This is a genomic window from Pseudomonas alkylphenolica (assembly GCF_004025535.1).
In the GTDB taxonomy this organism is placed as follows: Bacteria; Pseudomonadota; Gammaproteobacteria; order Pseudomonadales; family Pseudomonadaceae; genus Aquipseudomonas; species Aquipseudomonas alkylphenolica_A.
Genome location: NZ_QJRG01000047.1, coordinates 469710 through 491282 on the forward strand (window position 1 = coordinate 469710; position 21573 = coordinate 491282).

Annotated in this window: 21 protein-coding genes; 5 read left to right on the forward strand and 16 right to left on the reverse strand. The window is 61.0% G+C overall.

Annotated features, from left to right (window positions below):
- The first annotated feature begins 39 nt into the window (after positions 1–39).
- The gene (locus tag DM813_RS17435; RefSeq protein ID WP_128324629.1) at positions 40–1104 is read left to right on the forward strand and encodes an AI-2E family transporter; all 1065 of its coding nucleotides are present in this window, start codon (positions 40–42) and stop codon (positions 1102–1104) included.
- Here the strand turns inward: DM813_RS17435 and DM813_RS17440 are convergent.
- Entirely contained in the window at positions 1101–3164 is a 2064-nt protein-coding gene (locus DM813_RS17440; protein WP_128324630.1) for a TonB-dependent receptor family protein, read from the reverse strand. The two genes, DM813_RS17435 and DM813_RS17440, sit on opposite strands and share 4 nt — an antisense overlap.
- 225 nt (positions 3165–3389) lie before the next feature.
- On the opposite strand from DM813_RS17440, the gene DM813_RS17445 reads away from it, so the two are divergent.
- Genes DM813_RS17445 through DM813_RS17455 form a run of 3 tightly spaced genes read left to right on the forward strand, consistent with a single transcriptional unit; the run spans position 3390 to position 4403 of the window.
- On the forward strand, positions 3390–3653 hold the full coding sequence (locus DM813_RS17445) for a helix-turn-helix domain-containing protein (protein ID WP_128324631.1): 264 nt from the start codon (positions 3390–3392) through the stop codon (positions 3651–3653).
- Between the two features lie 35 nt (positions 3654–3688).
- Positions 3689–4057 (forward strand): head completion/stabilization protein, encoded by a 369-nt coding sequence (locus DM813_RS17450; protein WP_128324632.1) that lies wholly within the window; start codon positions 3689–3691, stop codon positions 4055–4057.
- Positions 4050–4403, forward strand: a complete 354-nt coding sequence (locus tag DM813_RS17455) for a putative holin (protein WP_128324633.1) — start codon at positions 4050–4052, stop codon at positions 4401–4403. The genes DM813_RS17450 and DM813_RS17455 overlap by 8 nt, the downstream gene beginning before the upstream one ends.
- A gap of 12 nt (positions 4404–4415) precedes the next feature.
- Here DM813_RS17455 and DM813_RS17460 read toward each other — a convergent pair whose 3' ends face one another.
- Positions 4416–4829 (reverse strand): helix-turn-helix domain-containing protein, encoded by a 414-nt coding sequence (locus DM813_RS17460; protein WP_128324634.1) that lies wholly within the window; start codon positions 4827–4829, stop codon positions 4416–4418.
- A 269-nt stretch (positions 4830–5098) separates the two neighbouring features.
- Between DM813_RS17460 and DM813_RS17465 the strand changes: the two genes are divergently transcribed.
- Positions 5099–5434 carry an ogr/Delta-like zinc finger family protein gene (locus tag DM813_RS17465; protein ID WP_128324635.1) on the forward strand — a complete coding sequence of 112 codons (336 nt, stop codon included), beginning with the start codon at positions 5099–5101 and terminating at the stop codon, positions 5432–5434.
- 61 nt (positions 5435–5495) lie between these two features.
- On the opposite strand, the gene nuoN is transcribed toward DM813_RS17465, so the two are convergent.
- The 14 genes from nuoN to DM813_RS17535 form a co-directional block, all read right to left on the reverse strand.
- The gene (gene nuoN / locus DM813_RS17470) at positions 5496–6965 is read right to left on the reverse strand and encodes an NADH-quinone oxidoreductase subunit NuoN (RefSeq protein WP_128324636.1); all 1470 of its coding nucleotides are present in this window, start codon (positions 6963–6965) and stop codon (positions 5496–5498) included.
- A 7-nt stretch (positions 6966–6972) separates the two neighbouring features.
- A complete protein-coding gene (gene nuoM, locus DM813_RS17475) occupies positions 6973–8505 on the reverse strand; it encodes an NADH-quinone oxidoreductase subunit M (protein WP_128324637.1) in 1533 nt (510 codons plus the stop codon).
- A 39-nt stretch (positions 8506–8544) separates the two neighbouring features.
- Positions 8545–10398, reverse strand: coding sequence for an NADH-quinone oxidoreductase subunit L (nuoL, locus tag DM813_RS17480; RefSeq protein WP_128324638.1), 1854 nt, complete (start codon positions 10396–10398; stop codon positions 8545–8547).
- Entirely contained in the window at positions 10395–10703 is a 309-nt protein-coding gene (nuoK, locus tag DM813_RS17485) for an NADH-quinone oxidoreductase subunit NuoK (protein WP_028944232.1), read from the reverse strand. Before nuoK ends, nuoL begins: the two co-directional genes overlap by 4 nt.
- Before the next feature lie 4 nt (positions 10704–10707).
- A complete protein-coding gene (gene nuoJ / locus DM813_RS17490) occupies positions 10708–11208 on the reverse strand; it encodes an NADH-quinone oxidoreductase subunit J (protein ID WP_128324639.1) in 501 nt (166 codons plus the stop codon).
- A gap of 9 nt (positions 11209–11217) precedes the next feature.
- Positions 11218–11766 (reverse strand): NADH-quinone oxidoreductase subunit NuoI, encoded by a 549-nt coding sequence (gene nuoI, locus DM813_RS17495; protein WP_009400993.1) that lies wholly within the window; start codon positions 11764–11766, stop codon positions 11218–11220.
- A gap of 11 nt (positions 11767–11777) precedes the next feature.
- A complete protein-coding gene (nuoH, locus tag DM813_RS17500; protein WP_128324640.1) occupies positions 11778–12785 on the reverse strand; it encodes an NADH-quinone oxidoreductase subunit NuoH in 1008 nt (335 codons plus the stop codon).
- On the reverse strand, positions 12782–15496 hold the full coding sequence (gene nuoG, locus DM813_RS17505; RefSeq protein WP_128324641.1) for an NADH-quinone oxidoreductase subunit NuoG: 2715 nt from the start codon (positions 15494–15496) through the stop codon (positions 12782–12784). The genes nuoH and nuoG overlap by 4 nt, the downstream gene beginning before the upstream one ends.
- A gap of 130 nt (positions 15497–15626) precedes the next feature.
- On the reverse strand, positions 15627–16991 hold the full coding sequence (gene nuoF, locus DM813_RS17510; protein WP_128324642.1) for an NADH-quinone oxidoreductase subunit NuoF: 1365 nt from the start codon (positions 16989–16991) through the stop codon (positions 15627–15629).
- Positions 16988–17485 carry an NADH-quinone oxidoreductase subunit NuoE gene (gene nuoE / locus DM813_RS17515; protein WP_012313767.1) on the reverse strand — a complete coding sequence of 166 codons (498 nt, stop codon included), beginning with the start codon at positions 17483–17485 and terminating at the stop codon, positions 16988–16990. Before nuoE ends, nuoF begins: the two co-directional genes overlap by 4 nt.
- Before the next feature lie 2 nt (positions 17486–17487).
- The gene (gene nuoC / locus DM813_RS17520) at positions 17488–19269 is read right to left on the reverse strand and encodes an NADH-quinone oxidoreductase subunit C/D (RefSeq protein ID WP_128324643.1); all 1782 of its coding nucleotides are present in this window, start codon (positions 19267–19269) and stop codon (positions 17488–17490) included.
- 78 nt (positions 19270–19347) lie between these two features.
- Positions 19348–20025, reverse strand: a complete 678-nt coding sequence (locus DM813_RS17525) for an NADH-quinone oxidoreductase subunit B (RefSeq protein ID WP_010220398.1) — start codon at positions 20023–20025, stop codon at positions 19348–19350.
- Positions 20026–20035: 10 nt separating this feature from the next.
- Positions 20036–20449: an NADH-quinone oxidoreductase subunit A gene (locus DM813_RS17530; protein ID WP_128324644.1), complete on the reverse strand. Its 414-nt coding sequence runs from the start codon at positions 20447–20449 to the stop codon at positions 20036–20038.
- A gap of 358 nt (positions 20450–20807) precedes the next feature.
- Positions 20808–21470, reverse strand: coding sequence for a lysoplasmalogenase (locus DM813_RS17535; protein WP_128324645.1), 663 nt, complete (start codon positions 21468–21470; stop codon positions 20808–20810).
- Between the last annotated feature and the right edge of the window lie 103 nt (positions 21471–21573).

Sequence of the window (21573 nt, forward strand, 5' to 3'; positions counted from 1 at the left end):
GTGCTGTGCACTAATGTTGATAACGACAATGGTGCGCACATGAACGAAACCGCCCTGCAGCACAAGGCCTTGCTTCTGTTACTGGCCCTGGTGACCATCGCCTTCATCTGGATACTGTTACCGTTCTACGGTGCGGTGTTCTGGGCGGTGATCCTCGGGATCGTATTTGCACCCTTGCAACGGCGCTTGTTGTTGCGCCTGGGCTGGCGGCGCAATCTGGCGGCCGGGGTGACCCTGCTGGTGTGCCTGGTGATTGCCATCTTCCCGGTGATTGTCATCAGCACCTTGCTGGTCCAGGAAGGGGCAGCGCTGTACAGCAACATCGAAAGTGGTCAGCTGGACATTGCCAGCTACCTGGAGCGCTTCAAGGACCTGCTACCGACCTTTGCCCAGACGGGTCTGGAGCGGATGGGCATGAGCGATCTGGAAGGTCTGCGTGACAAGATCGCCAAGGGCCTGATGCAGGGCAGCCAGTTCTTTGCGACTCAGGTGTTCAGCTTCGGCCAGGGCACGTTCGAGTTTGTGGTGAGCTTCGGCATCATGCTCTATCTGCTGTTCTTCTTTCTGCGCGACGGTGCCGAGCTTGCCCGCAAGGTGCGCGCTGCAGTACCGCTGGCCGAGCACCAGAAACGTCGCCTGCAATTGAAGTTCAACCGGGTGGTGCGCGCCACGGTCAAGGGCAACCTGGTGGTGGCCGTGACCCAGGGCACGCTGGGCGGGATCATCTTCTGGGTACTCGACATCCCCAGTGCGCTGGTGTGGGGCGTCCTGATGGCGTTTCTTTCGTTGCTACCGGCCGTGGGTGCCGGCATCGTCTGGGCGCCGGTAGCGGCCTACTTCCTGCTGGCTGGGGCTTTCTGGCAGGGAATAGTGCTGACTGCATTCGGCGTACTGGTCATCGGCCTGGTGGACAACCTCCTGCGCCCAATCCTGGTGGGCAAGGACACAAAGATGCCCGACTACCTGATCCTGATCTCGACGCTTGGTGGCCTGGCGGTGTTCGGTTTGAACGGCTTCGTGATCGGGCCGTTGATCGCCGCGCTGTTCATGTCCAGCTGGGCGATCTTCGTCTCGACCAAACCCCAAGTGCAGTTGCCCGGTTAACGGAAACTGTAGGACACCCCGGCATACACCCCGAAGCCTTCGCCTGGTGTCGAGTGGGCAACATCCTTGCCGTTATCGTTGTAGCCGGGTGTGACCGTGGCGGCATAGCGCTTGTTGGTCAGGTTGCGCAGGTCAAGCCAGGTCTGCCAGTCCTGCTTCGCCGAGTTGTAGCCCAGCGTTGCACCGAGCAGGGCGTAGGCGTCGGTCGGGTAGCTATTGGCGTAGTCAACCTGAACCTTGGACGCCATCTGCGTATTGATTCCGGCGTAAAGGCCACTTGGCAAGTCGAAACGCAACTCGGCCTGGTAGTAGTGCATCGGGATACCCGGCAGGCGGTTGTCGCCGAAGGTATCGTCGTCGCGGTAGTGGAAGTCGCTGAAGGTATAGGCCTGACGCAGGGACAGTTTGCCCACATCGGCCTGTTCCCAGAGCAAGCTGTCCAGCCCGGCTTCGATGCCCTGGTGCACGGTGGGACTGGCGTTGAACTCTTTGGCCGGCAACCCCTGCACGATCTCCACCGCCAGCAGCTCATGGCGCACGTCCGAGTAGTACCAGGCCAGGTCCCAGCGACCAATGGCCGATTCGCCGCGAGCACCCAGCTCCAGGGTGGTGGCGGTCTGGTTCTGCATCTCTATCGGCTGCGTGGAGCTGGTCGAGCTCCAGATCAGCGACCAGGGGTGCGGCGGCTCAACCGAGCGGCTGAGGTTGCCATAGACCTGCAACTGAGGGTTGATGTCGTAGCGCAGGCCCAGGCGCGGGGCGTAGTCCCAGTCGTGCTGGCTGACCTTGCCACCATTGGCCGGATAGCTCACGTCGCTTTCGCGGCGGGTATAGATCATTGCCAGGCCGCTGGTCAGCCACAGGTCCGGTATCAGCTCGAGGTCGTTACCGACGTGTACCACGGTGTCCGAGCCCTGGTAGCTGAAATCACGGGTCCGGGCGCCGGTGATGTCGTTGGTACGGGCAAATTGTGAAGCACCGCTGTTGGGCAGGTGCTTGGTGGTTCGCCAGCCCACGGTTGTCTTGCTTTGGTGCCCGAACAGGGTGTCTGTCCGGAAATAATTCAGCGTTCCGCTGACGTCGGTATAGGCAACCTTGAGGCGCATAGGGCCTTCGCGCAGGTCCATCGGGTAGTCGTGATAGACCAGCCCGGTTTCCAGGCGGGAGTCGTCGTCCAGATAGAACGTGGTCTTGTTGCCCACCCAGGTACTGCCCGGTTGCGGGCGGCTGTCATCGCGGGCGACGTACGCCGGGTTGGCGTCGCGTGGGTGGTGCTTGATCTGATCCTTGGTAAGACGCCCGGCCAGGTCATTCTCGGTTTCCCGATACCGCAGGTAGAAACGGGTTTCCAGGTTCGGGTTGAAACGGTAACCGACATTGGCCGCAATGCCCTTGCTGCTGCCGCTGCTGTGGTCCTGGTACCCATCGTACTCTGAGTCGGTCAGGGCCACGTAGTAGTCCAGATCGCCCAACACCTGACCCGAACTGATCTGGCGCTTGGCATAACCGCGGCTGCCGGCCTCATAGCGTATCTGCAGGGGCGCCGCATCGTAGCCGGTGTGGGTGATGTAATCGATGGCGCCACCCAGGGCCAGCGCGCCTTTATCGAAACCATTGGCGCCGCGCAGCACTTCCGCGCGGCTCAGCCACAACGGCTCGAACAGCTCGTAGGGCGTGCCGCCGGGGCCGGTGAGCGGCAGGCCGTCGAACATCGTATAGACGCCAGAACCATGCGCGCCGGGTGCGCGGTTGATACCCGAGCCCCTGATCGACAACTTGATGCCGTCGTTGCCTGCCGATTGGGCAAATACACCTGGCTGGTAGGCGAGTACGTCCTGATTGCTGGCCACCCGACCTTGTTCTACCCGCTGCATGTCCACCAGGTTGGTGGCGCCCGGCACCTGCCGCAAGCGCTCCCGGGCTACGTCCACTTCAGATTCCTGGCGGTCTTCGATCAGCAGCTGGCCCAGCTCCAGCGGCGCAACCGTTTGTGCCTGGCTCACGGGAATGAACAACCCGAGGAAGCCAAGGGAGGAGTGGAAGAGTAAAGCGGGGCGCATCGCGGGACTCCAACGACAAAGGGACAGCAGGGATAGTGGGTCAGACGCCGGAAGGGCGGGGCAAAGCACGCGCCCGGGGCTAAAAAACGACTCAGCCGTTATTGCACTGAGTTGTCGCAGGACGCCGTACAAATCGCCTGGCTGGCGGTAGCACAGACGCTGTTCGTATCGTGGAAGCAACTCCTGAGCGGGAAACGTCCGCCGGAGAACTTCTGGAGATCAACCATGACATCGAACCCAACTGATACCCGCCCGGCTGACGCGTGTACCGACAGCAGCGAGATTCCCATCAAGCTGACAGCACGCGAACAAGAAGTGTTGTTGTGGTGCGCCCACGCGAAAAGCTCCTGGGAGATCGGGCGAATCCTTGACTGCAAGGAGTCCACGGTGAACTTCCATATCGCCAACATTCTACGCAAATTCAACGTGAGCAGCCGTATCGCCGCGGTGATCAAGGCTTTGCGCTACGGAATGCTACAGCACCTGTGACCAGAGGCGGTACAAATGAACGAGAGGAGCGTTTCATGTCTAGCACAAACGATACGGCCGAGCTGATCCATCGTCGTGACTTACTGGCGAGCGATGACCCCTTCTGGCCCAGTATCAGCCTGCTGGAATTGCGCCGGCACCTGCTACTTCCTCCTTCGGTCAGCGATGCGCGACTGGAGGTCGCCGCTCAGATGGCGACGCGTAAGGCTGCCGGGGATTTCGCCCAATGGCGTCGTGTGCTGCGGGCGCGTGGCTACAAGCGATTGCGGGACCTCTGCGCGCATGGCCGGTTGTCTTATTGCTACACACAAGCCGTTGAGGCGTACGCGTATAAAGCGCTGCAGCACAACGTGCGGGTTGTCTTGCACCAACGTGGGTTCGCGGGGAAACGTATCGATGAGTGAGCCAACCAGTACCAGTTCATTAAGCCTGCTTGTTGGTTTGGGGCTCGCTACATCCGTGCCGACGGTTGAAGGGGATGTAGTGTTCGGTGCATTGCTGGGGGCCTGGCTGGTCACCAGTACGCGAAGTTTGCTCAAGGCCTGGCAACGAATTGGAACGCTTGCTCTCTCGGCAGGTGTCGGGTACCTGTTCACGCCGCTGGTGGTGCAGATGGCGCCTTTTTTGTCGAATGGCGTCGCGGCATTCATTGCTGCAGTGGTGGTGATTCCGATCAGCATCAAGGTCATGGTCTGGCTCGATACGGCGGACCTGCGCGAGATTCTGCGGCGCCTGCGTAACGGTTCATGAAGTTGCCAGTGATCACGGATTAATGTGTAACTTTTTGCTCAACGCCTCGACTTGGCGCTCCAGTTGACGAATGTGTTGTTTTTCTTTGACTGCAATTGCAATCGCTTGTCGATCCAGCGGGCCTAATGTGCGGAGTTGGTTGAGGAGTTGAGTTTCCCAGTCTTCTGCCTGTTCGTCCGTGGCAGTAGCGTCGGGGATGCAAGTAAGCCAACACCGTGGGCCATTGCCGAGCAATAACCAGTCCAGCGACACTTCGTAGCGAACGGCAAGGTCTATGCATAACGAGTAGGGCGTGCTGTTGCGTCCTTTCCAACTGCTCAAGGTTTGCGGGCTAATCTTCAGCGCGTAAGACAATTCAGCATCCGTTGTAGTGCCAGTGATGAGTTTCATCCGACTCAGTACAGCAGCAAATCCCTTTGTACTCATTTTGAGTAATCCATTGCGATAGTCTTATAATGCCCGACAAAATAATATTCGTTTTGAGTACTCGATATTCGGAACATTCAATGCAACTCATAAGGAAGATAGCGACGCATGGCAAATTCCGGGAGAAAAAGTAAAAGGTACTCTTTTCATTTCCACTTGAGCTTACATCACGGCATGGAATGTATGAATTATTACCGAGTGATGAGTTTTTTTGCTGAGGAAAACGTGGGGCTTTTTCAATTGCTGATGTACTTCAGCGGGAGGCGGTCGTGAGCACTTACAAGTTGGTGTGCCCTCATTGCAAAAGCCGTATGCGCATTCGTACAAGTGAGGGGCGGCATATCTTCCTGCGGGTGGCCTACCTGCAATGCACGACCGAGGCATGCGGTTGGTCGGTGCGCGCCGAGTTCGAAATGACCCACGAATTGTCTCCCAGTGGCATGCCTGATCCTACTGTTCGCCTGCCCTGTGCCGGGGGCGAGTTGCGCCAGGCAGCACTGCGTGCGGAGCCTGGTCAAAGCAAAGCGCCGAGCGAAAAACGCGGTGTTCACCGCAAGGGCAAGGCGGCCTCGGTTCCGTTTGCGCCGCAACTCAGTAAGGCGTAGCCCCAAAAACAGAACACCCCGCCGAAGCGGGGTGTTCTGTATGGCACAGCTGATCAGGCAATCAGCCGATCAGTTGCAGGCCGGCATGTTGAACCATGTCCAGCAACGGCTGCGGGTAGACACCCAGGACGAAGGCCAGAATGGCAATCGCCAGCAGCATGACGCCACCGGTGCGTTGCTCCCAGTTCAACGGAGCATCGTGACGGCGCAGGTTCGGCTCGATCAGGTACAGGGTGACCATGACGCGCAGGTAGTAGAACACGCCGATGGCGCTACCGATGACCAGCGCACCGACCAACCACCACAGTTGCGACTCAACGCCGGTGGCGATGATGTAGAACTTGCCGATGAAGCCAGCGGTCAGCGGGATACCGGCCAGCGACAGCATCATCACGGTCAGTACGGCGGTCAGGTACGGACGGCGCCAGAACAGGCCGCGGTATTCGTACAGGGCGTCAGCGTCGCGGCCGTTGTATGGCGAGGACATCAGGGTGATCACACCGAACGCGCCGAGGCTGGTGATCACGTAGGTGACCAGGTAAACACCAATGGCTTCGACGGCCAGACCCTTGCTCGCCACCAGGGCAATCAGCAGGTAACCGAAGTGGGCGATGGACGAGTAACCGAGCAGGCGCTTGAGGTTGCTCTGGGTCAGCGCCAGCAGGTTACCGATCAGGATCGAGGCAACCGCAATCACCGACAGCACGGTGGTCAGCACGCCGCTGCTGGCAGCAGGGGAGAGCATGAACAGGCGTACCACGACGGCGAACACGGCGACCTTGCTGGCGGTGGCCAGGAAAGCGGCGACAGGTGCCGGAGCACCTTCGTACACGTCCGGGGTCCACAGGTGGAAGGGCACCAGCGACAGTTTGAACGCCAGGCCGACCAGCATCATGCCCAGGCCCAGTTGTGCCAGCAGGCTTGGCATGTTGGTGGCGGCCAGGGCCTTGCCGATACCGTCGAAGCTCAGGCTGCCAGCGTCAGCGTACAGCAGGGCCATACCGAACAGCAGGAAGGCGGAACCGGCAGCCGACAGCACCATGTACTTGATGCCGGCTTCCAGCGAGCGCTTGTTGAAGAAGGCATAGGCGACCAGGCCGTACACCGGTACCGAGAGCAGCTCCAGGCCGATGAACAGGCCCGCCAGGTGCTGTGCGCTGACCAGTACCAGGCCACCCAGGGCAGCCATCAGGATCAGCAGGTACAGCTCTTCGCGGTTGCCCGGGTAGCCCTTGCCGCCTTCACCCAGGTAGGCGTGGGCGAGGGTAACGCAGGCCAGCGTGGCGACCAGGATCAGTGCCATGTACAGGCAGGCGAACTTGTCGATGGTCAGCAGCGGGGTAACCGCCAGTGGTACGACTTTCAGTACCGGCAGAATCGACAGCAGGGCCAGGTTCAGGCCTACGGTCGACAGCAGGAAGGTTTGCGAGTGGTTGCGGCGCCAGGCGATTGCCAGCATCACCACGACAACGGTGATGGTGGTAATCAGCAGCGGCGCAAGCGCGATAAAGTGTTGAATCGTCAGGTCCATAGCGCTCTTACCGGGCCGAAGCGAGTTGAGTGAAAGCGGAGCCGAGCCACTGCTGCACACCACTCATGGTGGCGGCGGAAGTGTCCAGGAACGGCTGCGGGTAGACGCCCAGCAGGATCAGCAGGCCGGCCAGGCCCAGTACCATGATCATTTCGCGGGAATCCATGCCAGCCAGGACTTCGTCCGACTTCGCCGGGCCAAAGTAGGCACGGTGAATCATGATCAGCGAGTAGACCGAACCGAACACCAGACCGGTGGTGGCGATCACGGTGACCCATGGCGAGGCCACGAAGCTGCCGATCAGGATCAGGAATTCGCCGACGAAGTTACCGGTGCCCGGCAGGCCCAGCGACGCGGCGGCGAAGAACAGGCTGATGGCTGGCAGGTAGGCGATGCGATGCCACAGGCCGCCCATCTGACGCATGTCACGGGTGTGCAGGCGCTCGTACAGTTGGCCGCTAAGGATAAACAGTGCCGCTGCCGAGAGGCCGTGAGCCAGCATCTGGATCACCGCACCTTGCAGGGCTTGCTGGCTGCCGGAGTAAATGCCGATCAGCACGAAGCCCATGTGCGAAACGCTGGAGAAGGCGATCAGGCGCTTGATGTCGGTCTGCGCGAAGGCCAGGAACGCACCGTAGAAAATCCCGATCAGACCCAGGGTCATGGCGATCGGCGCGAACTCGGCCGAGGCATTCGGGAACAGCGGCAGGGCAAAGCGCAGCAAGCCGTAGGCGGCGGTTTTCAGCAAGATACCGGCCAGGTCCACAGAACCTGCGGTCGGTGCCTGGGCGTGCGCGTCAGGCAGCCAGGAATGGAACGGTACCACCGGCAGCTTGACCGCGAAGGCGATGAAGAAGCCGAGCATCAGCACGTATTCGGTGCCGGCTGGCAGTTCGGCCTTGAGCAACTGGGTGTAGTCGAAGGTGATCACACCGGTATTGCTGTAGTTGACCAGTACCAGCCCCAGGATCGCCACCAACATGATCAGGCCGCTGGCCTGGGTGAAGATGAAGAACTTGGTGGCGGCATAGATCCGGGTCTTCTTGCCGTCGGAGGAGCTGTGACCCCAGAGCGCGATGAGGAAATACATCGGCACCAGCATCATTTCCCAGAAGAAGAAGAACAGGAACAGGTCCAGGGCCAGGAACACACCGACCACGCCGCCCAGGATCCACATCAGGTTGAGGTGGAAGAAGCCGACGTGACGCTGGATCTCTTTCCAGGAGCACAGTACCGAGAGCACACCGAGCAGGCCGGTGAGCAGGATCATCAACAGCGACAGGCCGTCGAGGGCCAGGTGCAGGCTGATGCCGAAGCGCTCGATCCACAGCACTTTGAATTCGACCGCCCACTCAGGCGCAGCGCCTGGAGCAGGGGCGAGGGTGTAGTCCCCGTTGGCCCACAGCCAGAGGCCGATACCAAGCAGCAGGGACATGGTCAGCAGCGCAATCCAGCGTGGCAAGGTGGCGCCGAAGCGCTCACCCAGCCAGCACAGCAGGCCGCCGATAAAGGGGATCAGGATCAGCCAAGGCAAAATCATGACGGGCTCAATTCCTTTCGCAAAGTCGCAAGGTTCATATCAGACCGCAGCCATTACAACGGCGCCGAGTACAAGCACGGCACCTACGGCGATCGAAGCGGTGTACCAGCGCAGCTGACCGGTTTCGGTTTTGCTCATGGCGGCATGACCGCCTTTCGCCATACGCGGAATCAGGCCAATAGTGCGGTCAACCGGATCCTTGCGCAGGATGTGGGCGATCAGCAGGTAAGGTTTGACGAACAGCTTGTCGTAGATCCAGTCGAAGCCCCAGGCGGCGAACCACCAGGCCGACAGCACACGACCGATACCGCTGTTGGCAATCGCAGTCACCAGGCGACGCTTGCCGAGGAACAGCACGGCGGCGAGCAGGATGCCGGCGATGGCGATGGCGCCCGAGGCGATTTCCAGGCTGTGCTTGGCTTCACCGCCGGCATGGCCGACGCTCTGCGGCAGCACGCCTGCCAGTGGTGGATGAATCCAGGCACCGACGAAGGTCGACAGCACGATCAGCACGCCCAGTGGCAGCCAGTGAGAAATCCCGTGGCCGGCATGGGCTTCGGTCTTGGCTTCGCCGTGGAAGGCGATGAAGATCAGGCGGAAGGTGTACAGCGAGGTCATGAAGGCACCGACCAGGCCGGCGTACAGCAGACCGTTGTTGCCGCTGGCGAAGGCTTCCCAGAGGATCTCGTCCTTGGAGTAGAAGCCTGCGGTCAGCAGCGGCAGGGCAGCCAGAGCGGCACCGCCGACGATGAAGCTGGCGTAGGCCAGTGGCAGTTTCTTCCACAGACCGCCCATCTTGAAGATGTTCTGCTCGTGGTGGCAGGCAACGATCACCGCACCGGAGGCAAGGAACAGCAGGGCCTTGAAGAAGGCGTGGGTCATCAGGTGGAAGATCGCGCCTTCCCAGGCACCCACGCCCAGGGCCAGGAACATATAGCCGATCTGGCTCATGGTCGAGTAGGCGAGGATACGCTTGATGTCGGTCTGTACCAGGGCGGCGAAGCCGGCCAGTACCAGGGTCACACCGCCGACCACACCGACTAGGTGCAGCACGTCAGGGGCCAGGGCGAACAGGCCGTGGGTACGGGCGATCAGGTAGACACCGGCGGTCACCATGGTTGCGGCGTGGATCAGTGCCGAAACCGGGGTAGGGCCGGCCATCGCGTCTGCAAGCCAGGTCTGCAGCGGCAGCTGGGCGGATTTACCGACCGCGCCACCGAGCAGCATCAGGGTTGCCAGAACCATCCAGAAATCACCGGCCTGGAACTTCTGCGGCGCCAGTACCAGCAGCTCTTGCACATTGAGGGTGCCAAGCTGGGCGAACAGGATGAACAGGCCGATGGCCATGAACACGTCGCCGATACGGGTGACGATGAAGGCTTTGAGTGCGGCGTTACCGTTGTTGCGGTTGCTGTAGTAGAAACCGATCAACAGGTACGAGCACAGGCCTACGCCTTCCCAACCGAAGTAGATGAACAGCAGGTTGTCGCCCAGTACCAGGAACAGCATGCTGGCGATGAACAGGTTGGTGTAGGCGAAGAAACGCGAGTAACCGGTTTCACCGCGCATGTACCACGAAGCGAACAGGTGGATCAGGAAGCCGACACCGGTGACCACACCGAGCATGGTGACCGACAGGCCATCCACGTACAGGGTGAAGTTCGGCGCAAAGCCGTCCACCGACATCCACTGCCACAGCAGCTGGCTGTACGCACCGCCTTCAGGCGGTGCGACGTTAAACTGCCAGATCACGTAGGCAGCGGTGGCGGCCGAAAGGCCTACCGAGCCGACGCCGACCAGTGCCGACAGGTTCTCGGACCAGCGGCCGCGCGAAAACGACAGCAGCAGGAAGCCGATCAGGGGGAATACGAACGTCAGGAAGATAAGGTTCATCCGCGCATCTCACTGGCAGCATCGATGTCGAGAGTGTGGAAGCGGCGATACAGCTGCAGCAGGATCGCCAGGCCGATACTGGCCTCGGCGGCTGCCAGGCTGATCACCAGGATGAACATGATCTGTCCATCCGGCTGCGCCCAACGGCTGCCCGCGACAATGAACGCCAGAGCCGAGGCGTTCATCATGATTTCCAGGCTCATCAACACGAAAAGAATGTTGCGGCGCACCATCAGGCCGACGAGGCCGAGGCAGAACAGGATGCCGGCGACTGCCAGGCCATGCTCGAGAGGAATTGCAGGCATGTGATTACTCCTTCGCCTCGTTGCGGCCGAGGTGGAAAGCCGTCACCGCTGCAGCGAGCAGCAGCATCGAGGCCAGTTCCACCACCAGCAGGTAAGGACCATACAGGCTGATACCGACTGCCTTGGCGTCGACCGTGGTGTGGCCGATGCCAGCACCGCTTTCATTGCTGAACAACACGTACAGCAACTCGAGCAGCAGCAGCGCGGCGAGCACCACAGGACCCAGCCAGATACCCGGCTTGAGCCAGCCTCGTTCCTGGGCGACCGACGCCGGACCGAGGTTGAGCATCATCACCACGAAGACGAACAGCACCATGATGGCGCCAGCGTAGGCGATCACTTCGAGGACACCGGCGAACGGCGCGCCGAGGGCGAAGAACGTCATCGCCACGGAGATCAGCGAAATGATCAGGTAGAGCAGGGCGTGCACGGGGTTGGTGTTGGTGATCACCCGAAGGGTGGACACCACAGCGACACCGGATGCGAAATAGAAAGCGAATTCCATCTTTCTTCCTTAAGGGAGCAAGCTCTTCACGTTGATCGGCTCGGCTTCGTTCTGCGCAGCGCCTTTCGGCTTGCCGGCAACCGCCATACCTGCAACACGGTAGAAGTTGTAGTCAGGGTTCTTGCCGGGACCGGAGATCAGCAGATCTTCTTTCTCGTACACCAGATCCTGACGTTTGAACTCGGCCATTTCGAAATCCGGTGTCAGCTGGATTGCGGTGGTCGGGCAGGCTTCCTCGCAGAGGCCGCAGAAAATGCAACGGGAGAAGTTGATGCGGAAGAACTCCGGGTACCAACGACCGTCTTCTGTCTCGGCTTTCTGCAGCGAGATGCAACCGACCGGGCAGGCCACGGCACACAGGTTGCACGCTACACAGCGCTCTTCGCCATCCGGGTCACGGGTCAGGACAATGCGGCCACGGTAGCGTGGCGGCAGGTAGACCGGCTCTTCGGGGTACTGCAGGGTGTCACGTTTGCGAAACCCGTGGGAGAACACCATCACCAGGCTGCGCAGCTGGGTGCCGGTGCCTTTAACGATGTCGCCAATATACTTGAACATGGGTCAAATCCTCACTGGGCCGCAACAGCTGGCGTGTTGAGCAACACGAGCGCAGCGGTCACCAGCAAATTGATCAGGGTCAGCGGCAGGCAGAACTTCCAGCTGAAGTCCATCACCTGGTCATAGCGTGGGCGCGGAATCGAGGCGCGCAGCAAAATGAACAGCATGATGAAGAACGCGGTCTTCAGGGCGAACCACAGGAACGGTACTTGCGGCAGGATGCCGAACGGACCGTGCCAGCCACCGAAGAACAGGGTGACCAGCAGTGCCGAGATCAGGATTATGCCGATGTACTCACCGACGAAGAACATGCCCCATTTCATGCCGGCATATTCAATGTGGTAACCGTCGGCCAGTTCCTGTTCCGCTTCCGGCTGGTCGAACGGGTGACGGTGAGTCACGGCGACGCCAGCGATGAAGAAGGTGCAGAAACCGAAGAACTGCGGAATGATGAACCACAGGTTCTGGGCCTGATAGTCAACGATATCGCGCATGTTGAACGAGCCGACCTGCGCCACGATGCCCATCAGTGCCAGGCCCATGAACACTTCGTACGAGACGGTCTGCGCCGAAGCCCGCAGGCTGCCGAGCAGGGCGTACTTGTTGTTCGACGACCAGCCGGCGAACAGTACGGCGTACACCGACAGACCAGCCATGGCGAAGAAGAACAGCAGGCCGATGTTCAGGTCCGCGACACCCCAGGTCGGGGTGATCGGGATGATGGCGAAAGCGATCAGCAAGGCACTCATGGCCACGACCGGCGCCAGGGTGAAGATCATCTTGTCGACAAACGGCGGGTTCCAGTCTTCTTTGAAGAACATTTTCAGCATGTCTGCTGCGATCTGGAACATACCGAACGGGCCGACGCGGTTCGGACCGTAACGGTCCTGCCACCAGCCCAGCAGGCGCCGCTCGACGAAGCTGAGCAGCGCGCCGCAGACCACCACCGCCAGCAAGACCACGATGGCCTTGACGACAGTGATGATCACATCGATCACTTCAGGGGTGAACCAGGTCATTGTGCTGCCTCCTGCAGGCCTTCGACGGATGCACCGAAGATGGCAGGCGGGATGCCGGCCAGGCCTTTGGGCAGGGCAACCAGGCCAGCGCCCAGTTCTTCATTGATGCGCAGCGGCAGACGCAGGGTCTGGCCCGCCACGTTCAGGCTGAGCATTGCACCGTCGTTGACGCCCAGGCGATCTGCTTCGGACTTGGCCAGGCCAACGTAAGCCTGCGGAATGCGTTCTTGTACCGGTGCGGCGCGCGAGGAGTTTTCTTCGCTGCCGAACAGGTGATAGAACGGCACAACCTGCCAGGTGCCACGCGCCGGAGAGAACGCAGCCGGTACGCTGGCGAACCAGTTCAGCTTGTCGCCCTGGGTTTCGATCAGGCGGGTGCCCGGGTCGCCCGCACGCAGGTGACCGCCGACCTCGTCCTGGAACTTGTTCCAGGCTTGCGGCGAGTTCCAGCCCGGAGACCAGGCGAATGGCACTTGCGAGCGCGGTTCGGCCGAACCCGAGTAACCTTCCATGGAGAAGGCAAAGGCGGTGTCTTTGTCTTGCGGGGTACGCGGCTCGTGCACGCTGATGTTGGCGCGCATGGCGGTACGACCGGAGTAGCGCAGCGGCTCACGCGCGATCTTCATGCCCTTGATGCGGAACGAAGCGGACGGCGCGGCGTTGACGATACCGGTCAGTTGCGGTGCGGCAGTGGCGCATGCGCTCGTGACGTGGTCCAGTTGGGTCCAGTCCACCGGCTTGTTGAGCAGGGTTGCACGCAGGGCGTGCATCCAGCGCCAGCCTTCGTGAACCAGGATGCTGCTGTCCAGGTAGGTCGGATCGAATACCTGGAAGAAGCGCTGGGCTCGGCCTTCCTGGCTGACCAGGGTGCCATCGCCTTCGGCGAAGGTGGCCGCTGGCAGGACCAGGTGCGCGCGCTCGACAGTTGCGGTGCTCTGGTGATCGGCAACGATTACCACTTTGGCGGCGGCCAGGGCAGCGTCGACCTTGGCTGCAGGTACGCGGCTGTACAGGTCGTTTTCGAGCACGACGATGGCGTCGGCCTTGCCGGAAATCACGGCGTCCAGGGCGGCGTCGACGGACTCGCCACCGAGCATGGCCAGGCCGAGGCTGTTGGCCTCAGGAACGACCAGGCTCAGGGAGCCGTTTTTCTCGCGCAGCTTCAGGGCCTTGGCGATGTTGGCAGCAGCTTCGATCAGCGCGCTGGAAGCCAGCGAGGTACCGGCGACGACCAGCGGACGGTTGGCGGCAACCAGGGCGTCGGCGATGCGCTTGGCCAGGGCCAGGGCTTCGGCATCCAGGCCTTCTACGGCCGGTGCGCTCGGGTCAATGGCGTGGGCAACGGCGAAGCCGATGCGGGCCAGGTCGTCCGGTGCTGCGTGTACGCACTCTTCGGCAACGTCGTCGAGCTTGGTTTCAGCCAGGCTGGCGATGAACAGCGGGTACATGGCGTGCTGGCCGATGTTCTTCACCGCGGCATCGAGCCACGGTTGAACGCGCATGGCATCAGCCATGGCTTCGGCCTTGCCCTTGACCGACTGGCGCAGGGCCAGGGCGACGCGGGCAGCCGTCTGGGTCAGGTCTTCGCCGAGGACGAACACGGCGTCGTGGTCTTCCATCTCGCGCAGGGTCGGAACCGGCAGCGGGCTGTCGTTCAGCACTTGCAGCGCCAGGCGTACACGGGCCAGTTCACCGGCTTCCATGCCCGAGTAGAAGTGCTCGGCACCGACCAGCTCGCGCAGGCCGTAGTTGCTTTCGAGGCTGGCGCGTGGCGAACCGATACCGACGATGTTGCGACCGCGCAGCATGTCGGCGGCTTTGTCCAGGGCAGCATCCAGGCTCAGCTTGGTGCCATCGGCCAGCAACGGCTGACGTGGACGGTCGGTACGGTTGACGTAGCCATAGCCAAAACGGCCACGGTCACACAGGAAGTACTGGTTGACCGAACCGTTGAAGCGGTTTTCGATACGGCGCAGCTCGCCATAACGCTCACCCGGGCTGATGTTGCAACCGCTGGAGCAACCATGGCAGATGCTCGGGGCGAACTGCATGTCCCACTTACGGTTGTAACGCTCGGAGTGGGTCTTGTCGGTGAACACACCGGTCGGGCAGACCTCGGTGAGGTTGCCGGAGAACTCGCTTTCCAGCACGCCGTCTTCAACGCGACCGAAGTAGACGTTGTCGTGGGCGCCGTATACGCCCAGGTCGGTACCGCCGGCGTAGTCCTTGTAGTAACGCACGCAGCGGTAACAGGCGATGCAGCGGTTCATCTCGTGGGCGATGAACGGGCCGAGTTCCTGGTTCTGGTGGGTACGCTTGGTGAAACGGTAGCGGCGCTCGTTGTGGCCAGTCATTACCGTCATGTCTTGCAGGTGGCAGTGACCGCCTTCCTCGCAGACCGGGCAGTCGTGCGGGTGGTTGGTCATCAGCCATTCGACGACGCTGGCGCGAAACGCCTTGGACTCGTCGTCGTCGATGGAAATCCAGGTGCCATCGGTGGCTGGGGTCATGCAGGACATGACGATACGACCACGGGTGTCGTTCTCGTCGGTGTACTGCTTGACCGCGCACTGGCGGCAGGCGCCGACGCTACCGAGCGCCGGGTGCCAGCAAAAATAGGGGATGTCGAGGCCTAGCGACAGACACGCCTGTAACAGGTTGTCTGCACCGTTGACTTCGAGCGCTTTGCCGTCTACGTGGATAGTGGCCATGGTTCAAAGTTCTTCGTTGGCCCGCGTCTGCGGGCGTGGCTAATGGAAATCTGTGTGCCTGCGGCCCGCACAGGGACTACCTGGCGAGCTGCGTGGCAGCGGGTGGCACGGACCACCCGCATTTCATTTTTTATGCGCCGACTACGATCGGCTTGGCCAGGTTCGGGCGCAGGGCTTCGCTGCCTGTAACAGGGGCGACGCCGGCCTCGAACTCCGGACGGAAATACTTGATGGCACTGCCCAGCGGCTCGACGGCGCCCGGTGCGTGGGCGCAGAAGGTGCGGCCAGGGCCGAGGAAGTTGACCAGGCCCAGCAGGGTCTCGATGTCTTCCGCCTTGCCTTGACCTTTCTCCAGGGCGCGCAGCATCTTCACGCTCCACGGCAAGCCATCGCGACACGGGGTGCACCAGCCGCAAGATTCGCGGGCGAAGAACTCCTCCATGTTGCGCAGCAGCGAGACCATGCTGATGCTGTCGTCTACGGCCATCGCCAGGCCGGTACCCATACGGGTGCCGACCTTGGCAATGCCGCCGGCATACATCTGGGCATCCAGGTGCTCGGGCAGCAGGAAACCGGTACCGGCGCCGCCAGGCTGCCAGCACTTGAGCTTGAAGCCGTCGCGCATGCCGCCGGCGTAGTCTTCGAACAGCTCACGCGCGGTAACGCCGAATGGCAGTTCCCACAGGCCCGGGTTCTTGACCTTGCCGGAGAAGCCCATCAGCTTGGTGCCGTGGTCTTCGGAGCCTTCGCGGGCCAGGGATTTGTACCAGTCCACACCGTTGCCGACGATGGCCGGTACGTTGCACAGGGTTTCGACGTTGTTCACGCAGGTCGGCTTGCCCCAGACGCCAACGGCGGCAGGGAAGGGCGGCTTGGAGCGCGGGTTGGCGCGGCGGCCTTCGAGGGAGTTGATCAGTGCGGTTTCTTCACCGCAGATGTAACGCCCGGCGCCGGTGTGCACGAACAGTTCGAAGTCGAAGCCGCTGCCCAGGATATTCTTGCCCAGCAGGCCAGCAGCCTTGGCTTCGTCGATGGCGCGGTTGAGGTTCTTCGCTGCCGTGGTGTATTCACCGCGCAGGAAGATGTAACCGCGGTAGGCTTTCAGTGCGCGGGCACTGATCAGCATGCCTTCGACCAGCAGATGGGGCTGTTGCTCCATCAACATGCGGTCTTTCCAGGTGTTGGGTTCCATTTCGTCCGCGTTGCACAGCAGGTAGCGGATGTTCATGGATTCGTCTTTGGGCATCAGGCCCCATTTGACGCCGGTGGGGAAGCCCGCACCGCCACGGCCCTTGAGGCCGGAATCTTTAACGGTCTGGACGATATCGTCCTGGGACATCTGCGCAAAGGCCTTGCGGGCGGCAGCGTAGCCGTCCTTGGCCTGGTACTCGTCGAACCACACCGGCTCGCCGTCGTCACGCAGGCGCCAGGTCAGCGGATGGGTCTCGGCCGAACGGGCGATGCGGTTGGCAGGGCCGAAGGAAGTGATGGTCATACGTAACCCTCCAGCAACTTGGAGACGCCAGCAGGCTGGACATCGCCAAAGGTGTCGTCGTCGATCATCAGTGCCGGGGCCTTGTCGCAGTTACCCAGGCAGCACACCGGCAGCAGCGTGAAGCGGCCGTCGGCGGTGGTCTGGCCGAGGCCAATGCCCAGCTCGCTCTGAATCTGGCTGACCACGGACTCGTGGCCGCCGATGTAGCAGACCATGCTGTCGCAGACGCGGATGATGTGCCGGCCAACCGGCTGACGGAAGATCTGACTATAGAAGGTGGCCACGCCTTCGACGTCGCTGGCAGGGATGCCGAGCACTTCGCCAATGGCGTAGATGGCGCCGTCCGGCACCCAGCCACGTTCCTTCTGAACGATCTTCAGGGCTTCGATGGACGCCGCGCGCGGGTCCTCGTAGTGATGCATCTCGTGCTCGATGGCCGAGCGCTCGGTTTCGCTCAGGGCGAAACGGTCGGTTTGGATAAGCGTGCTGTTCATGCTTAGCGGTCCACGTCAGCCATAACGAAGTCGATACTGCCCAGGTACGCAATGAGGTCCGCGACCATGCTGCCGCGGATCACCGAAGGGATCTGCTGCAGGTGCGGGTAGCTCGGGGTACGAATCCGGGTGCGGTAGCTCATGGTGCCGCCGTCGCTCGTCAGGTAGTAACTGTTGATGCCCTTGGTCGCTTCAATCATCTGGAAGGATTCGTTGGCCGGCATGACCGGGCCCCACGACACTTGCAGGAAGTGAGTGATCAGGGTTTCGATGTGCTGCAGGGTGCGCTCTTTCGGTGGCGGCGTAGTCAGCGGGTGATCCGCCTTGTACGGGCCTTCCGGCATGTTGCGCAGGCACTGGTCGATGATGCGGATACTCTGGCGCATCTCTTCGACACGGACCATGCAGCGATCGTAGGCATCGCCGTTGTGGGCCAGCGGTACTTCGAACTCGAAGTTCTCGTAGCCGGAGTAAGGGCGCGCTTTGCGCAGGTCGAAGTCCAGACCGGTGGAGCGCAGGCCAGCACCGGTGACGCCCCATTCCAGGGCCTCTTTGGTGTTGTACTGGGCAACGCCGATGGTCCGGCCCTTGAGGATACTGTTCTGCAGGGCTGCCTTGGTGTACTCGTCGAGGCGCTTTGGCAGCCATTCGACGAAGTCTTTCACCAGTTTGTCCCAGCCGCGCGGCAGGTCGTGGGCAACGCCACCGATGCGGTACCAGGCCGGGTGCAGACGGAAGCCGGTGATGGCTTCGATCACGGTGTAGGCGCGCTGACGGTCGGTGAAGGTGAAGAACACCGGGGTCATGGCGCCGACGTCCTGGATGTAGGTACCCAGGAACAGCAGGTGGCTGGTAATACGGAAGAACTCGGCCAGCATGATGCGGATCACGTCGACCTTTTGCGGCACCTGGATGCCGGCCAGCTTCTCGACCGCGAGCACGTACGGCAGGTTGTTCATTACCCCGCCGAGGTAGTCGATACGGTCGGTGTAGGGAATGAAGCTGTGCCAGGACTGACGCTCGGCCATCTTCTCGGCACCACGGTGGTGGTAACCGATGTCCGGGACGCAGTCGACGATCTCTTCACCGTCCAGCTGCAGCACGATACGGAAGGCACCGTGAGCCGAAGGGTGGTTCGGGCCGAGGTTGAGGAACATGTAGTCCTCGTTGGCGCCGTGACGCTTCATGCCCCAGGCTTCCGGGTTGAAGCGCGCGGCTTCTTCCTCGAGCTGCTGCTTGGCCAGGGTCAGGCTGTACGGATCGAACTCGGTGGCGCGGGCAGGGTAGTCCTTGCGCAGCGGGTGACCTTCCCAGGTGGGCGGCATCATGATCCGGGTCAGGTGCGGGTGGCCGGCAAAGTCGATGCCGAACATGTCCCAGACTTCGCGCTCGTACCAGTTGGCGTTCGGCCAGATACCGGTCACGGTCGGCAGGTTCAGGTCGCCTTCGCTCAAGGCTACCTTGATCATCACGTCGCTGTTCCGCTCCACCGACAGCAGGTGGTAGAACACGCTGAAGTCGGCGCCTGGCAAGCCACGGCGCTGGGTACGCAGACGCTCGTCCACACCGTGCAGGTCGTAGAGCATGCTGTACGGCTTGGCGACGTTGCGCAGGAAGGTCAGCACGTCTTTGAGTTTGGCGCGGGTAACCCAAAGCACCGGCATGCCGGTGCGGGTTTCCTGGGCGACGAACGCCTCGGGGCCAAACTTGTTGTTCAGTTCGACAACCACATCCTGGTCGTCAGCCTTGTAAGGCGGGATATAAATAGCGGTGTCCGCTGTCATGGTCTCGGTCGCTTTCGGTCAACGTAGAGAATGAAGCCAGGCTGCCTGTCGCGCATGCGCAGGCAACAGGTCGCTGGATCAGACTTCGTCGGGGCTGCGCAGGTTGGTGACCTGGATGCGCTGTTCACGGCGTTGCTCTTTCTGCGACGGCATCTCGGCACGGTAAATGCCTTGATCACCGACAACCCAGGAAAGAGGACGACGCTCCTGGCCAATCGACTCCTGCAACAGCATCAGGCCTTGCAGGAAGGCTTCAGGGCGAGGCGGGCAGCCGGGTACATAGACATCCACGGGGAGGAACTTGTCGACCCCCTGAACGACCGAGTAAATGTCGTACATGCCGCCGGAGTTGGCGCACGAACCCATGGAGATGACCCACTTCGGTTCAAGCATCTGCTCATACAGGCGCTGGATGATCGGCGCCATCTTGATGAAGCAGGTGCCGGCGATGACCATGAAGTCGGCTTGACGCGGCGATGCCCGGATGACTTCGGCGCCGAAGCGGGCGATGTCGTGGGGCGCCGTGAACGCCGTGGTCATTTCCACGTAGCAGCAAGAGAGGCCGAAGTTGTACGGCCACAGGGAGTTTTTACGCCCCCAGTTGACCGCACCACTGAGCACATCTTCAAGTTTGCCCATGAAGATGTTCTTGTGGACCTGGTCCTCTAGCAGCGAATCGGAGACGGTTTCCCGCTCTCCGATTGGATATTGCTCGTTAGGCGCATCCGGGTCGATTCTGGTGAGATTGTATTGCATTGCCAAAGCCTCATTGTTTCAGCTTCGCTTGCCGCTTACGGCGGGATTCCGGCGCCCAATCAAGAGCCCCCACCCGATAAAGGTAGACAAGACCTGCCAACAGAATTGCTATGAAAACGAGAGCTTCGACGAATCCGGTCCAGCCGCTTTCGCGGACGGACACAGACCATGCAAAGAGAAAGAGGGCTTCGATATCGAAGATCACGAACAGCATCGCGACCAGATAGAATTTGGCTGACAGGCGCAAGCGGGCGCCGCCAGTAGGCAGCATGCCGGATTCGAACGGTTCGTTTTTGCTGCGGCCCCAGGCCTTGCTACCGAGCAGGGCAGACAGACCGAGCATGAAGGCACACAGGCCAACGACACCGAAAAGGAAAATGGCAAAGCCCCAGTTGTGGGCGATGAGTCCTGTCGAATCGGGCATGCTGAAAATCCTTATACAGAGACCAGTCTCTGCGGCTTGGAAAGTAGTGGAGCAGTGACGATATGTCGCAGCGGAATCTATCGTGCTGATTTTATGGGTAAACCCGGTGCAAGTAAAATTTCTGCAGCAAATTTATTCGTAGCATTAAGAACAAAAATCTTTCGTAACACGCTGCAGGCCGCATGGGACGGGCATTGTCCCGGGTTTTGTTAATTATGTTTCTTGCACGGTGTAATGAAGTTGTAAATTCGTAATGATAATTAATATCATTTGGTTCAATGCAATTCGTCCCACTGTTACGGTCAACTACAAAGTTGTGCGGCATGGGTATCTCCCGCAAGTTTCGATGCCGGGTGTTTTAACCGAATTTATCCTGGCGTGCCGCGGTCTGGGTCAAGGTTTTTGCTGATCGTTGGGTATGCGCCGAGGTGGCAATGGCCCACTGTCCCAGCCAGTAGGCGAGGATGATCAGGTAAGGCGCGGCGTGAAATTGGCCGACAAAGCGGTCGATGCCGATCAGGCTGTCGGAAAACACAAAGGCGATGGCGCCCAGCGCGGCCAGGCCGCCGCACGCCAGGGCGCGCCAAAGCATGGCGCTGATGGCCAGGGCGTATACCGTCACCGGGATCAGCAAATCACCCAGGCCATGACTGATCAGTACGCTCAGCAATACACCGCCAACCACTGCCGACACCCCCAGCGCCCAGACGGCCAAGCGGCGCGTTTCGCTCAGGTAGGCACGCAAGTAGGCCAGGTGGGCGCAGAGAAACGCCGCCAGGCCAAATACGAACAGGTCGCCTGGAACGGCCAAGAGGATGTCGCCGAGGAGTGAAAAGCCCAGGCCTACGGCAATCCAGCGTCGGTAAGCGCAAGGTGCTGCGGTCCGGAGCCAGACGATAAGGCCGATGACAGGAATCGGTTTGACGGCAAGGCCGAGCAGCGCGTTGTGGCTCGCCAGTGCATATATATAGATGGCTGCAGCTGCCAGGGCCAGGCTGAGCAGCGTAACGGGGCGGGGCATGGCCAGTCCTTGGTGTTGTTGTGCACCTAGCATAGCCACTGGGGATTTATAGGGAAGTGGTGAATCGGCCGAATCACGCGGCACTGTGGAATCCTGTGGCCAC

What these genes read in the sequence shown, in the direction of transcription:
- nuoG (WP_128324641.1), bottom strand. Translation starts at nt 15,496, where the DNA reads ATGGCCACTATCCACGTAGACGGCAAAGCGCTCGAAGTCAACGGTGCA.
- DM813_RS17460 (WP_128324634.1), bottom strand. Translation starts at nt 4,829, where the DNA reads ATGAGTACAAAGGGATTTGCTGCTGTACTGAGTCGGATGAAACTCATC.
- nuoE (WP_012313767.1), bottom strand. Translation starts at nt 17,485, where the DNA reads ATGAACAGCACGCTTATCCAAACCGACCGTTTCGCCCTGAGCGAAACC.
- DM813_RS17530 (WP_128324644.1), bottom strand. Translation starts at nt 20,449, where the DNA reads ATGCCCGATTCGACAGGACTCATCGCCCACAACTGGGGCTTTGCCATT.
- DM813_RS17440 (WP_128324630.1), bottom strand. Translation starts at nt 3,164, where the DNA reads ATGCGCCCCGCTTTACTCTTCCACTCCTCCCTTGGCTTCCTCGGGTTG.
- nuoI (WP_009400993.1), bottom strand. Translation starts at nt 11,766, where the DNA reads ATGTTCAAGTATATTGGCGACATCGTTAAAGGCACCGGCACCCAGCTG.
- DM813_RS17525 (WP_010220398.1), bottom strand. Translation starts at nt 20,025, where the DNA reads ATGCAATACAATCTCACCAGAATCGACCCGGATGCGCCTAACGAGCAA.
- DM813_RS17535 (WP_128324645.1), bottom strand. Translation starts at nt 21,470, where the DNA reads ATGCCCCGCCCCGTTACGCTGCTCAGCCTGGCCCTGGCAGCTGCAGCC.
- DM813_RS17435 (WP_128324629.1), top strand. Translation starts at nt 40, where the DNA reads ATGAACGAAACCGCCCTGCAGCACAAGGCCTTGCTTCTGTTACTGGCC.
- DM813_RS17445 (WP_128324631.1), top strand. Translation starts at nt 3,390, where the DNA reads ATGACATCGAACCCAACTGATACCCGCCCGGCTGACGCGTGTACCGAC.
- nuoJ (WP_128324639.1), bottom strand. Translation starts at nt 11,208, where the DNA reads ATGGAATTCGCTTTCTATTTCGCATCCGGTGTCGCTGTGGTGTCCACC.
- nuoK (WP_028944232.1), bottom strand. Translation starts at nt 10,703, where the DNA reads ATGCCTGCAATTCCTCTCGAGCATGGCCTGGCAGTCGCCGGCATCCTG.
- nuoM (WP_128324637.1), bottom strand. Translation starts at nt 8,505, where the DNA reads ATGATTTTGCCTTGGCTGATCCTGATCCCCTTTATCGGCGGCCTGCTG.
- nuoH (WP_128324640.1), bottom strand. Translation starts at nt 12,785, where the DNA reads ATGACCTGGTTCACCCCTGAAGTGATCGATGTGATCATCACTGTCGTC.
- nuoC (WP_128324643.1), bottom strand. Translation starts at nt 19,269, where the DNA reads ATGACAGCGGACACCGCTATTTATATCCCGCCTTACAAGGCTGACGAC.
- DM813_RS17450 (WP_128324632.1), top strand. Translation starts at nt 3,689, where the DNA reads ATGTCTAGCACAAACGATACGGCCGAGCTGATCCATCGTCGTGACTTA.
- nuoL (WP_128324638.1), bottom strand. Translation starts at nt 10,398, where the DNA reads ATGAACCTTATCTTCCTGACGTTCGTATTCCCCCTGATCGGCTTCCTG.
- DM813_RS17455 (WP_128324633.1), top strand. Translation starts at nt 4,050, where the DNA reads ATGAGTGAGCCAACCAGTACCAGTTCATTAAGCCTGCTTGTTGGTTTG.
- nuoN (WP_128324636.1), bottom strand. Translation starts at nt 6,965, where the DNA reads ATGGACCTGACGATTCAACACTTTATCGCGCTTGCGCCGCTGCTGATT.
- nuoF (WP_128324642.1), bottom strand. Translation starts at nt 16,991, where the DNA reads ATGACCATCACTTCCTTCGGCCCTGCCAACCGCATCGCCCGTTCGGCC.